Consider the following 13,233-nt stretch of genomic DNA (forward strand, 5'->3'; position numbering starts at 1 on the left):
TATATGATTGCTACCGAATTTCATCAGTTTGATGAAATTACGCATCATACTGCGGGTTTTCTCATTAACATTAACGAAAGTGAATGGACTCAGACAAGTAGTGACCGGCGCAATTTCGCTAAGTATCAAATACAAAGAACGTTCTCTTACTTTCTGCGATGGCCTTTCCTTCGGAAAGGAAGTGACGATTAAGTGTCGAAAAATGTGATACATATATTATTTTTATGGCAAATCACCTGATAGGATTTGCCATAAATGAATGAAAAGCTGAGTGTTAATAAATGAGTAAGAAGAAAATTTCTGTTGAAAATGAAGAGTTCATTACTTACCGGGCATTACTTCTGAGTATTGACTTTGTTAAAAAACTGGTCACAGAAATGTCTGATGAAGATTTAAATAAGGTTAAGGAAAACTTTGACATAGCTATTCAGCAACGTGATGAGCGAAAGGAAAATATGAAAGCTATCAAATCACTCATGGATGAACATGGTATATCTCTGGAAGATTTTTATCGTGAATTTGGCAAAAAATCACAGGCAGGCAGAAAAAGTGTGTCAGGAGGGCATAAATACGAGTATGACGATAACGGTAAAAGAATGTACTGGAATGGGCAAGGACGTCGGCCTAAGGCCATAGCAGAGGCTATAAAAGCCGGAGGTTCTCTTGATGATTTTCTTATATCTCAGGAAGTATCATCTGGTCCTGATTATGAATAACAGCAATATATATTTTGATCTGTATTAATATCAAGGAATATATAGTAAACACTTCTCCGGAGTTGATATATTATCGGCAGGGAATGAAAATGCCTGACTTCATGCTAATATATGGCAATAAAGATAAATGAGTTATACTGTAGAGTTATGAAATAACGATAGTGATAAGAGCCAGTCAGCGAGACTGATTGTTTTATCTGTACTGGCAGCAGGCAGTTTACCATGGCTTACTGCTTCAGCTTCTGAATCTGTGTTGATGATATTTATCTGTTTATAAGGCAAGGCTTGTCTCTGTGAGTTGGTAATCTTTATCCCGGGATAGCTTTTCTCTGTATTTTTAGTATAGCCAGTAATCGATTACTCCTGTATGCGCAAAAATATAGCAACTCATCCATGGTAAACATGTCAGCTTTTACCTACATATAGATAAATTCATATTTCACGATATACGACCCAATTTTATTAACACGAGCTGTTACCCATACACCTGCCATCCCCTGTTTATGGTGACTGCGCAGGAACTCTTTATTTGTACAAAGTTGTATCCATCTGGAAGTGTTTTGAACTTTCAACCAGAGTCCCGCTTCACAATGTCCATACTTTCCTCTTGATGGTCCCGGAAAAACAACATCATATTCAGATTCATAGCTAATAACCTTATCCGGAAAAAGATAAACACAGACATCGTAACAGTTCAGACTCAGTATAAATCCAAGACAAAATCCCCCCGTGAATGCATTTAATAAATACTTTAATGTTCTGTTAAAGGTGCGGATATAAAATGCATAAATAAAAGAAAGAGAACCGGTGGTTATACCGGTGCAAAAATATGTTGTCCATTCAGGTACCGTATTTTGTAAAACAGTATAATGAGATATGGCGGATGCCCACAACATATACCAGCACAAACCACCTGCAATAAGATATGTTATTGCTGTGGAAAACCATTTCCTGTATTTATTTTCAGGGTGATTGTTCTTGCCCATCAACGCATTTCCAGAATATTTAAAAATAACCTGTCACCGAAACAGAATAAAGGCGCAATAACCATAACGGGAAAATATGCGCCTCTGGTAATCGACAGTGTTACTTCAGACAGTGAGTTTCCCATTCCTTGACTGCAAATGTATCCATCATACCTGAAATATAGTCAACCACTGCTCGTTTTTTGCTGATTTTAAATATACAGGAATCTGGTTGGGGTAAGGTGAATTTAAGTTCAGGAGGCAGAAATTTATAATTCTCTCCTTCATTGTAAAAGTCATATAAATCCCTGATTATTTTATTTCCCCTGAACTCATAGGTGAGGATATTACGTTTTCGCATGATGACTTTAAAGAGAAGTTTTTTGAGCCCTTCGGATAACGCATTCAGTTTCCCGAATCCCAGTTCCTGAAAACCATTCAGGTTCGTTACTACAGAAATATCTGCAACGAGGCGATTGACAATATTTGAAGTTAACTCCTTGCGGAATATGATGGCAAATTCTTCTGAGGTTTTCAGTAAGTTAGCCTGAAAAGCGGTGTTTCTCGACTGAGTAACGATTTCCCTGAACTGTTCCCTCGCTCCCCGGAATTCGTCAGAAATCTGAAACTCATATTCAATATCTTCAATCGTGACCATGTTCCTGCTAAGGGCATCTTCCAGGTCATGCGCGGCATAGGCAATCTCATCCGCGAGATCCATTATCTGCGCATCAATCGTTTTCTCTCCGGGATTCAGATCGAGCTGATTTTCAGCAAGCAGGTTAATGTAAAAATAGTAATCATCATCATAAATGAACTTGCCGGCAGTAGCTGCAGCGCGGGGGATGGGATACTTAACAACCGAAAGTAAACTACGGTGAGTCAGATTTAATCCGTTGCAGTATGAAAATTTCTTCTCCAGTTTTCTCAGGATACGTAGCGCCTGTGCATTACCTTCATAGCCGCCGATTTCTTCAGACAGTTCATTAAGCAGTTTTTCACCGGAATGACCGAAAGGAGGATTTCCGATGTCATGCGCCAGCGCTGCCAGTTCAACCACCACCGGGTTAATCAGTTTGAGGTCTGACGCGATACTTCGGGCGATCTGAGCAACCTCAAGACTGTGCGTTAATCTGTTTCTGTTGAATTTTTCAGGATCAATTTCAAAAAGTTGCATCTTTCCCTGCAGCCTGCGAAATGATGATGAATACAGAATACGCGCGTAATCCCGTTGATAATTATCCCGGCTTCTTGTTTCACCATCGGGGGACGGGTGCTCTCTGGTATCAGCAAGCGCACTGATAAGTTTTTGTTCCTGCTCTTGCGCAAATTCTTTTAATTCATTGCAGTACATATTTCTTCCTTTCTGGAGCATGTTACCAAATCAGAATACCGGATGAACAAAACTGGTGGCTACATCCTGTAGGGATTATGTATTAGTAAGCTCTGGCCATTAGTGCCATTTCAGGTTATGTGATCCTACCCACGTAATATGGACACAGGCCTAAGCGAGGTTCTGGTTTTCAAATTGTTCCGGACTGAGGCCGCCACACCAACTGTGCCGCCGCCACCGATTGTAATCACATTCGATATAATTAAACACCGTTGCCCGCATTATTTCCCGGCTGATAAAGTGTTCTCCATGGATACATTCCACTTTCAGCGAATGAAAGAAGCTTTCCACGCAGGCATTATCGTAGCAGCAACCTTTTGCGCTCATACTTCCACGCAGATTATGCCGCTTCAGTTGCGCCTGATAATCTGCTGAACAGTACTGGCCTCCACGGTCCGTGTGAACGATAACGTTCCGGGGCCTCTTACGCCGCCACAGCGCCATCTGCAGGGCATCGCAGGCCAGTTGCGCCGTCATGCGTGGCGACATTGACCAGCCAATAACGGCACGTGACCACAGGTCAATGACCACTGCCAGATACAGCCAGCCTTCATCTGTACGTAAGTACGTGATGTCTCCTGCCCACTTCTGGTTCGGGCCACTGGCGTAAAAATCCTGCTCCAACAGATTTTCTGACACAGGCAGGCCGTGTGCGCGGTAGCTGACCGGGCTGAACTTCCGGGAGGCCTTTGCCCTCAGTCCCTGACGGCGCAGGCTTGCCGCCACGGTTTTTACGTTAAAGGGGTAACCCTGAGCACGCAGTTCATCCGTCAGGCGTGGGGCACCGTAACGCTGTTTTGACCGGGTAAAAGCCGCGAGGACAACGCTGTCGCAGTGTTGGCGGAACTGCTGACGCGTGCTTATCCTTGTCCGCCGCTGACACCACGTATACCAGCCGCTGCGGGCCACCCGGAGCACGCGGCACATTGCTTTGATGCTGAACTCAGCCTGATGTTTTTCAATAAAGACATACTTCATTTCAGACGATTCGCAAAGTATGTCGCGGCCTTTTGGAGGATAGCCAGTTCCTCTGCCTGCTCCGCCAGTTGCCGCTTCAGGCGGGCATTTTCAGCGGCCAGTTCACTTTCACGCTCTGACGAACTCATTTGTTGCTGCAGTTTGCTGCGCCACGCATAGAGCTGTGATTCATACAGGCTGAGTTCACGGGCTGCGGCAGCAACACCGATGCGTTCAGCAAGTTTCAGGGCTTCACTGAGAAATTCAGGCGAATGCTGTTTACGTTTTTTTACTGGTTGAAACTGTTTTGTCTTGTGAGTCACCTCTGACTGAGAGTTTACTCACTTAGCCGCGTGTCCACTATTGCTGGGTAAGATCACAACACTTTAAAATGCCCTATATAGGGTTAACCAGTAATTATCTGTATGATAGCTTTGAGTTCGGGAGGAGGTAATGACTCCAACTTACTGATAGTGTTTTATGTACTGATAGTGTTTTATGTTCAGATAATGCCCGATGACCTTGTCATGCAACTCCACCGATTTTGAGAACGACAGTAACTTCCGTCCCAGCCTTGCCAGATGTTGTCTCAGATTCAGATTATGTCGCTCAATGCGCTGAGTGTAACGCTTGCTGATAACGTGCAGCTTTCCCTTCAGGCGTGATTCATACAGCGGCCAGCCATCCGTCATCTATACCACGACCTCAAAGGCCGACAGCAGGCTCAGAAGACGCTCCAGTGTGGCCAGAGTGCGTTCACCGAAGACGTGCGCCACAACCGTCCTCCGTATCCTGTCATACGCGTAAAACAGCCAGCGCTGACGTGATTTAGCACCGACGTAGCCCCACTGTTCGTCCATTTCAGCGCAGACAATCACATCACTGCCCGGTTGTATGCGCGAGGTTACCGACTGCGGCCTGAGTTTTTTAAGTGACGTAAAACCGTGTTGAGGCCAACGCCCATAATGCGTGCACTGGCGCGACATCCGACGCCATTCATGGCCATATCAATGATTTTCTGGTGCGTACCGGGCTGAGAGGCGGTGTAAGTGAACTGTAGTTGCCATGTTTTACGGCAATGAGAGCAGAGATAGCGCTGATGTCCGGCAGTGCTTTTGCCGTTACGCACCACGCCTTCAGTAGCGGAGCAGGAAGGACATCTGATGGAAATGGAAGCCACGCAAGCACCTTAAAATCACCATCATACACTAAATCAGTAAGTTGGCAGCATTACCGAAATCCCCATCCTTTAGGGCAGTGAGGATGTCAATAATAGCAGACCACATCATGAGTCATTCTGACCGACACATGCCAGAAGCAGAGGCTCCATCCCATTTTATACCTACCTTATAACACTTAGAAAAACAACATGTTAAAAATGTCTATTGGAAACAATTTTATTTCCAATTGTAATGATAACCATTCTCATATTAATATGACTACGTGATAATTAACTTTTGATGCACTCCGCATGTCTGACCGCGCCACTACCACAGCTTCCTTAACGTTCGAGTCGCTTTATGGCACACATCACGGCTGGTTGAAAAGCTGGCTGACGCGCAAACTCCAGTCTGCTTTTGATGCAGATGACATTGCCCAGGACACTTTTTTGCGGGTAATGGTCAGCGAAACGCTCTCGACGATCCGCGATCCTCGCTCCTTCCTCTGCACTATCGCCAAACGCGTGATGGTGGACCTGTTTCGCCGAAACGCGCTGGAAAAAGCGTATCTGGAGATGCTGGCGCTTATGCCGGAGGGGGGAGCGCCTTCACCTGAGGAACGCGAAAGCCAACTCGAGACCCTACAACTCCTCGACAGCATGCTGGACGGGCTAAACGGCAAAACACGTGAAGCGTTTCTGCTTTCGCAACTGGATGGTCTGACATACAGCGAGATTGCGCACAAACTCGGTGTTTCCATCAGCTCCGTGAAAAAATACGTGGCGAAAGCCGTCGAGCACTGCCTGCTGTTCCGTCTGGAGTATGGGTTATGAATCCTTTGTTAACCGATTCCCGCCGTCAGGCGCTGCGTTCAGCTTCCCACTGGTATGCCGTGCTAAGCGGCGAGCGCGTCAGCCCACAACAGGAAGCGCGCTGGCAACAGTGGTATGAACAGGATCAGGATAACCAGTGGGCCTGGCAGCAGGTTGAAAACCTGCGCAACCAGCTTGGCGGTGTGCCTGGCGACGTTGCCAGCCGGGCGTTGCACGATACCCGCCTCACCCGCCGTCACGTGATGAAAGGATTACTGCTGTTGCTCGGCGCAGGCGGAGGCTGGCAGCTCTGGCAGTCGGAAACCGGCGAAGGCCTGCGGGCAGATTACCGCACCGCCAAAGGCACAGTCAGCCGTCAGCAACTGGAAGATGGCTCCCTGCTCACGCTGAATACCCAAAGCGCGGCGGATGTGCGTTTTGATGCGCATCAGCGCACCGTCCGGCTCTGGTACGGTGAAATCGCCATTACTACCGCGAAAGATGCCCTGCAACGCCCCTTCCGTGTCCTGACCCGTCAGGGCCAGCTCACTGCTTTAGGGACAGAATTTACCGTCCGCCAGCAGGATAATTTCACGCAGCTTGACGTTCAGCAGCACGCTGTGGAAGTGCTTCTCGCCAGTGCCCCCGCGCAAAAACGCATCGTGAACGCTGGTGAAAGCCTGCAGTTCAGCGCCTCTGAGTTTGGCGCAGTGAAACCGCTGGATGACGAGAGTACAAGCTGGACGAAGGACATCCTGAGCTTCAGCGATAAACCGCTGGGTGAGGTGATAGCCACGCTAACCCGTTACCGCAACGGCGTGCTGCGCTGCGATCCCGCCGTTGCCGGGCTGCGCCTGAGCGGGACGTTCCCGCTGAAAAATACCGATGCGATCCTGAACGTTATCGCGCAAACGCTTCCCGTTAAAATTCAGTCTATTACGCGGTACTGGATAAACATTTCACCACTGTAAGGAAAATAATTCTTATTTCGATTGTCCTTTTTACCCTTCTCGTTCGACTCATAGCTGAACACAACAAAAATGATGATGGGGAAGGTATGACGCCGTTACGCGTTTTTCGTAAAACAACACCTTTGGTTAACGCCATTCGCCTGAGCCTGCTGCCGCTGGCCGGTCTCTCGTTTTCCGCTTTTGCTGCACAGGTTAATATCGCACCGGGATCGCTCGATAAAGCGCTCAATCAGTATGCCGCACACAGCGGATTTACCCTCTCGGTTGACGCCAGCCTGACGCGCGGCAAGCAGAGCAACGGCCTGCACGGCGATTACGACGTCGAGAGCGGCCTGCAACAACTGCTGGACGGCAGCGGACTGCAGGTAAAACCGCTGGGAAATAACAGCTGGACGCTGGAGCCCGCGCCCGCACCAAAAGAAGATGCCCTGACCGTGGTCGGCGACTGGCTGGGTGATGCGCGTGAAAACGACGTATTTGAACATGCTGGCGCGCGTGACGTGATCCGCCGTGAGGATTTCGCCAAAACCGGCGCAACCACCATGCGTGAGGTACTTAACCGCATCCCTGGCGTCAGCGCGCCGGAAAACAACGGCACCGGCAGCCACGACCTGGCGATGAACTTTGGCATCCGGGGCCTGAACCCGCGCCTCGCCAGCCGCTCGACCGTCCTGATGGACGGCATCCCCGTCCCCTTCGCCCCTTACGGTCAGCCGCAGCTTTCACTGGCTCCCGTTTCGCTCGGCAACATGGATGCCATTGACGTGGTACGCGGTGGTGGTGCGGTGCGTTACGGACCGCAGAGCGTGGGCGGCGTGGTGAACTTTGTTACCCGTGCCATTCCGCAGGACTTTGGTATCGAGGCGGGCGTGGAAGGTCAGCTCAGCCCAACCTCTTCACAAAACAACCCGAAAGAGACGCACAACCTGATGGTGGGCGGCACAGCGGACAACGGTTTTGGCACCGCGCTGCTCTACTCCGGCACGCGCGGCAGTGACTGGCGCGAGCACAGCGCCACCCGCATCGACGACCTGATGCTGAAAAGCAAATATGCGCCGGATGAGGTGCACACCTTCAACAGCCTGCTGCAATATTACGACGGTGAAGCCGACATGCCCGGTGGCCTGTCTCGCGCGGATTACGACGCCGATCGCTGGCAATCCACCCGCCCGTATGACCGCTTCTGGGGTCGTCGCAAGCTGGCGAGCCTGGGCTACCAGTTCCAGCCAGACAGCCAGCATAAATTCAACATTCAGGGGTTCTACACCCAAACCCTGCGCAGCGGCTACCTGGAGCAAGGCAAACGCATCACCCTCTCGCCGCGTAACTACTGGGTGCGCGGTATTGAGCCACGCTACAGCCAGATCTTTATGATCGGCCCTTCCGCGCACGAAGTGGGCGTGGGCTATCGCTATTTGAATGAATCAACGCATGAAATGCGTTACTACACCGCCACCAGCAGCGGGCAGTTGCCGTCCGGCTCAAGCCCTTACGACCGCGATACGCGTTCCGGCACCGAGGCGCACGCCTGGTATCTGGATGACAAAATCGACATCGGCAACTGGACCATCACGCCGGGTATGCGTTTCGAACATATCGAGTCATACCAGAACAACGCCATCACAGGCACGCACGAAGAAGTGAGCTATAACGCACCGCTTCCGGCGTTGAACGTGCTCTATCACCTGACTGACAGCTGGAATCTTTATGCAAACACTGAAGGCTCGTTCGGCACCGTACAGTACAGCCAGATTGGCAAGGCTGTGCAAAGCGGCAATGTGGAACCGGAAAAAGCGCGAACCTGGGAACTCGGTACCCGCTACGACGACGGCGCGCTGACGGCGGAAATGGGGCTGTTCCTGATTAACTTTAACAATCAGTACGACTCCAACCAGACCAACGACACCGTCACTGCACGTGGCAAAACGCGCCATACCGGGCTGGAAACGCAGGCACGTTACGATCTGGGTACGCTAACGCCAACGCTTGATAACGTTTCCATCTACGCCAGCTATGCGTATGTGAACGCGGAAATCCGCGAGAAAGGCGACACCTACGGCAATCTGGTACCATTCTCCCCGAAACATAAAGGCACGCTGGGCGTGGACTACAAGCCAGGAAACTGGACGTTCAATCTGAACAGCGATTTCCAGTCCAGCCAGTTTGCGGATAACGCCAATACGGTGAAAGAGAGCGCCGACGGCAGTACCGGCCGCATTCCCGGCTTCATGCTCTGGGGCGCACGCGTGGCGTATGACTTTGGCCCGCAGATGGCAGATCTGAACCTGGCATTCGGTGTGAAAAACATCTTCGACCAGGACTACTTCATCCGCTCTTATAACGACAACAACAAAGGCATCTATGCAGGCCAGCCGCGCACGCTGTATATGCAGGGGTCGTTGAAGTTCTGATGTGTTAACGCCCGGCTTGCCGGGCTTTTAGCTGGAATGTGATTATGTTGGCATTTATCCGTTTTCTTTTTGCAGGCCTGCTGCTGGTGATCAGCCACGCCTTTGCCGCCACGGTTCAGGACGAACACGGCACGTTTACACTCGAAAAAACGCCACAACGGATTGTGGTGCTGGAACTCTCGTTCGCCGATGCGCTGGCCGCCGTGGACGTCAGCCCGATCGGTATTGCCGACGATAACGATGCAAAACGCATCCTGCCCGAAGTGCGTGCGCACCTGAAACCGTGGCAGTCCGTCGGAACGCGCGCGCAGCCGAGCCTGGAAGCCATTGCCGCTCTGAAACCAGACCTGATCATTGCCGACAGCAGTCGCCATGCGGGGGTTTACATCGCCTTGCAGCAAATCGCGCCGGTACTGCTGCTTAAGTCCCGCAACGAAACCTACGCTGAAAATTTGCAATCTGCGGCTATCATCGGCGAAATGGTGGGTAAAAAGCGAGAGATGCAGGCACGTCTGGAACAACATAAAGAGAGGATGGCGCAGTGGGCCAGCCAGCTTCCCAAAGGGACACGCGTGGCCTTTGGCACATCACGCGAACAGCAATTCAACCTGCATACTCAGGAGACCTGGACCGGCAGCGTGCTGGCCTCTCTGGGGCTGAACGTTCCCGCTGCGATGGCGGGTGCGTCCATGCCGTCCATCGGCCTGGAGCAACTGCTGGCGGTCAATCCTGCCTGGCTGCTGGTTGCCCACTATCGCGAAGAGAGCATTGTTAAACGCTGGCAACAAGATCCGCTCTGGCAGATGTTAACCGCCGCGCAGAAGCAGCAGGTTGCTTCGGTCGACAGTAACACCTGGGCGCGGATGCGCGGTATTTTTGCTGCAGAGCGTATTGCCGCTGACACGGTAAAAATCTTCCACCATCAGCCGCTTACCGTTGTGAAATGACCGCGATAAAACACCCGGTGCTGCTGTGGGGGCTTCCCGTTGCAGCACTTATTATTATTTTCTGGCTGAGTCTGTTTTGCTACTCGGCCATTCCTGTTTCCGGAGCAGATGCAACCCGCGCCCTGCTGCCTGGACACACGCCAACGCTACCAGAAGCGCTGGTGCAAAACCTTCGTTTGCCACGAAGCCTGGTCGCCGTTCTGATCGGCGCAAGCCTGGCGCTCGCGGGCACGCTGCTGCAAACCCTGACCCACAACCCAATGGCCTCTCCTTCACTGCTCGGCATTAACAGCGGCGCGGCGCTGGCTATGGCGCTTACCAGCGCGCTGAGTCCGACGCCGATTGCAGGCTATTCTCTGTCGTTCATCGCGGCATGCGGGGGCGGCGTGGGCTGGCTGCTGGTCATGACCGCAGGAGGCGGATTTCGTCATACCCATGACAGAAACAAACTGATCCTCGCGGGTATCGCGCTGTCGGCCTTTTGTATGGGCCTTACCCGCATCACCCTGCTGCTGGCCGAAGATCATGCTTACGGCATCTTTTACTGGCTGGCAGGCGGAGTGTCCCACGCCCGCTGGCAGGATGTCTGGCAGCTCTTGCCGGTGGTGGTCACTGCAGTCCCTGTCGTATTGCTGCTGGCGAATCAACTGAACCTGCTCAACCTCAGCGACAGCACCGCCCATACGCTGGGAGTGAACCTGACGAGGCTACGTTTGGTCATCAATATGTTAGTGCTGCTTCTGGTTGGTGCGTGCGTCAGCGTGGCAGGTCCGGTGGCGTTTATCGGTCTGCTGGTGCCACATCTGGCGCGCTTCTGGGCAGGCTTCGATCAGCGCAACGTACTGCCAGTGAGCATGCTGCTGGGGGCCACGCTGATGCTGCTGGCAGATGTACTCGCACGCGCGCTGGCCTTCCCCGGAGATCTGCCCGCAGGCGCAGTGCTGGCGCTGATTGGCAGCCCTTGCTTTGTCTGGCTTGTGAGGAGGCGAGGATGAAAATTGCGCTGGTTATTTTCATCACCCTTGCCCTGGCGGGCTGTGCGCTGTTATCACTCCATATGGGAGTGATCCCCGTGCCGTGGCGCGCGCTGCTGACCGACTGGCAGGCCGGACGCGAGCATTATTATGTATTGATGGAGTACCGACTGCCGCGCTTGCTGCTGGCACTGTTTGTCGGTGCAGCCCTCGCCGTAGCGGGCGTGCTGATACAGGGGATTGTGCGCAACCCTCTGGCATCACCGGATATTCTCGGCGTTAACCATGCCGCCAGCCTGGCCTCTGTGGGGGCTCTACTTCTTATGCCGTCACTGCCCGTGATGGTGCTGCCGCTGCTGGCCTTTGCGGGCGGCATGGCGGGGTTGATATTGCTGAAGATGCTGGCAAAGACCCACCAGCCGATGAAGCTGGCGCTCACCGGCGTGGCGCTTTCTGCATGCTGGGCCAGCCTGACGGATTATCTGATGCTCTCGCGCCCGCAGGATGTGAACAACGCCCTGCTGTGGCTGACCGGCAGCTTATGGGGCCGTGACTGGAGCTTTGTGAAGATTGCCATCCCGCTGATGATTTTATTTCTGCCGCTGAGCCTGAGTTTTTGCCGCGATCTCGACCTCCTTGCACTCGGCGATGCGCGCGCCACCACGCTCGGTGTGTCGGTGCCCCATACCCGATTCTGGGCTTTGTTACTAGCTGTCGCCATGACATCTACCGGCGTGGCCGCCTGCGGCCCGATTAGCTTTATTGGTCTCGTGGTGCCGCATATGATGCGTAGCATCACCGGTGGACGTCACCGCAGACTGCTGCCTGTTTCGGCCCTGACAGGTGCGTTGCTGTTGGTGGTTGCCGATCTGCTGGCGAGAATTATTCATCCCCCACTGGAGCTCCCGGTTGGCGTGCTGACCGCCATTATCGGTGCGCCGTGGTTTGTCTGGTTGCTTGTGAGAATGCGATAAATGACTTTACGAGCTGAAAATCTGACGGTCAGTTACGGGACAGACAAGGTACTTAACGACGTTTCACTCTCACTGCCAACGGGGAAGATCACCGCCCTGATCGGTCCTAACGGTTGCGGGAAATCGACGCTGTTAAACTGTTTTTCGCGGCTTTTAATGCCGCAGTCTGGCACCGTATTTCTCGGCGATAATCCCATAAATATGCTCTCATCGCGCCAGTTGGCCCGCAGGCTTTCGCTGCTGCCTCAGCACCATTTAACGCCAGAGGGGATCACAGTCCAGGAGCTGGTTTCGTATGGTCGTAATCCCTGGCTGTCACTCTGGGGGCGTCTCTCCGCTGAAGACAATGCACGAGTTAATGTCGCCATGAACCAGACCCGGATCAATCATCTTGCCGTTCGTCGGTTAACCGAGCTTTCCGGCGGTCAGCGCCAGCGCGCATTTCTGGCGATGGTCCTGGCCCAGAATACGCCCGTTGTATTACTTGATGAGCCAACCACCTATCTTGATATCAATCACCAGGTGGACCTGATGCGGTTGATGGGCGAACTCCGGACTCAGGGGAAAACGGTGGTCGCTGTGCTGCACGACCTTAATCAGGCTAGCCGGTACTGCGATCAACTGGTGGTAATGGCAAACGGACATGTTATGGCGCAAGGCACACCAGAAGAGGTGATGACCCCAGGATTGCTGAGAACAGTATTCAGCGTGGAAGCGGAAATACACCCCGAGCCGGTATCTGGCAGGCCGATGTGCCTAATGAGGTAGATTGCACAGGCCGTAAGAACCAAACCACGACTGAATGAAACTGGACTGGCGCCAGCAAGCCTGTTCAGACTGGGGCTGAACTTTTCCGGACTCTGAAAGATTACCAATACTCATCGTCCATCCGCTTGCTTTAGGCTGACAGGTTCATAATCAACGCAAACCAGAGCTGTACAGGCTTGGGCGCG

General features: G+C 52.2%; 11 protein-coding genes and 3 pseudogenes. 9 read left to right on the forward strand and 5 right to left on the reverse strand.

Annotated elements, in window-relative coordinates; all coding sequences use genetic code 11:
• Positions 1-281: 281 nt before the first annotated feature.
• Positions 282-716, forward strand: a complete 435-nt coding sequence (locus ACJHX4_RS12615; protein ID WP_000038249.1) for an H-NS family nucleoid-associated regulatory protein — start codon at positions 282-284, stop codon at positions 714-716.
• Positions 717-1,132: 416 nt separating this feature from the next.
• On the opposite strand, the gene ACJHX4_RS12620 is transcribed toward ACJHX4_RS12615, so the two are convergent.
• The 3 genes and pseudogenes from ACJHX4_RS12620 to ACJHX4_RS12630 form a co-directional block, all read right to left on the reverse strand.
• Positions 1,133-1,702, reverse strand: coding sequence for a hypothetical protein (locus ACJHX4_RS12620; RefSeq protein ID WP_000517641.1), 570 nt, complete (start codon positions 1,700-1,702; stop codon positions 1,133-1,135).
• 100 nt (positions 1,703-1,802) lie between these two features.
• Positions 1,803-3,035 (reverse strand): deoxyguanosinetriphosphate triphosphohydrolase family protein, encoded by a 1,233-nt coding sequence (locus ACJHX4_RS12625; protein WP_000271620.1) that lies wholly within the window; start codon positions 3,033-3,035, stop codon positions 1,803-1,805.
• Positions 3,036-3,185: 150 nt separating this feature from the next.
• Positions 3,186-4,376, reverse strand: a pseudogene (locus ACJHX4_RS12630) (IS3 family transposase).
• A 37-nt stretch (positions 4,377-4,413) separates the two neighbouring features.
• On the opposite strand from ACJHX4_RS12630, the pseudogene ACJHX4_RS12635 reads away from it, so the two are divergent.
• Positions 4,414-4,485, forward strand: a pseudogene (locus tag ACJHX4_RS12635) (hypothetical protein); the annotation flags it as partial.
• Positions 4,486-4,495: 10 nt separating this feature from the next.
• On the opposite strand, the pseudogene ACJHX4_RS12640 reads toward ACJHX4_RS12635, so the two are convergent.
• Positions 4,496-5,211, reverse strand: a pseudogene (locus ACJHX4_RS12640) (IS1-like element IS1F family transposase).
• Positions 5,212-5,297: 86 nt separating this feature from the next.
• A complete protein-coding gene (gene ykiE, locus ACJHX4_RS12645; protein ID WP_211180522.1) occupies positions 5,298-5,366 on the reverse strand; it encodes a protein YkiE in 69 nt (22 codons plus the stop codon).
• 136 nt (positions 5,367-5,502) lie between these two features.
• Between ykiE and fecI the strand changes: the two genes are divergently transcribed.
• The 7 genes from fecI (at position 5,503) to fecE (ending at position 13,048) form a co-directional block, all read left to right on the forward strand.
• Complete coding sequence (gene fecI / locus ACJHX4_RS12650) at positions 5,503-6,024, forward strand: RNA polymerase sigma factor FecI (protein WP_001283626.1); 522 nt, start codon at positions 5,503-5,505, stop codon at positions 6,022-6,024.
• Positions 6,021-6,974 (forward strand): ferric citrate uptake sigma factor regulator FecR, encoded by a 954-nt coding sequence (gene fecR / locus ACJHX4_RS12655; protein WP_001068910.1) that lies wholly within the window; start codon positions 6,021-6,023, stop codon positions 6,972-6,974. The genes fecI and fecR overlap by 4 nt, the downstream gene beginning before the upstream one ends.
• 86 nt (positions 6,975-7,060) lie before the next feature.
• Positions 7,061-9,385 carry a TonB-dependent Fe(3+) dicitrate receptor FecA gene (gene fecA, locus ACJHX4_RS12660; RefSeq protein ID WP_000188255.1) on the forward strand — a complete coding sequence of 775 codons (2,325 nt, stop codon included), beginning with the start codon at positions 7,061-7,063 and terminating at the stop codon, positions 9,383-9,385.
• 44 nt (positions 9,386-9,429) lie between these two features.
• A complete protein-coding gene (fecB, locus tag ACJHX4_RS12665; protein WP_000879160.1) occupies positions 9,430-10,332 on the forward strand; it encodes a Fe(3+) dicitrate ABC transporter substrate-binding protein FecB in 903 nt (300 codons plus the stop codon).
• Positions 10,329-11,327: an iron-dicitrate ABC transporter permease FecC gene (gene fecC, locus ACJHX4_RS12670; protein WP_000125182.1), complete on the forward strand. Its 999-nt coding sequence runs from the start codon at positions 10,329-10,331 to the stop codon at positions 11,325-11,327. The genes fecB and fecC overlap by 4 nt, the downstream gene beginning before the upstream one ends.
• Positions 11,324-12,280, forward strand: a complete 957-nt coding sequence (fecD, locus tag ACJHX4_RS12675) for a Fe(3+) dicitrate ABC transporter permease subunit FecD (protein ID WP_000684856.1) — start codon at positions 11,324-11,326, stop codon at positions 12,278-12,280. Before fecC ends, fecD begins: the two co-directional genes overlap by 4 nt.
• The gene (gene fecE / locus ACJHX4_RS12680; protein ID WP_000175158.1) at positions 12,281-13,048 is read left to right on the forward strand and encodes a Fe(3+) dicitrate ABC transporter ATP-binding protein FecE; all 768 of its coding nucleotides are present in this window, start codon (positions 12,281-12,283) and stop codon (positions 13,046-13,048) included.
• Positions 13,049-13,233: the final 185 nt, after the last annotated feature.

The organism is Escherichia sp. WS2035 (assembly GCF_046487065.1).
GTDB classification, from domain to species: Bacteria; Pseudomonadota; Gammaproteobacteria; order Enterobacterales; family Enterobacteriaceae; genus Escherichia; species Escherichia coli.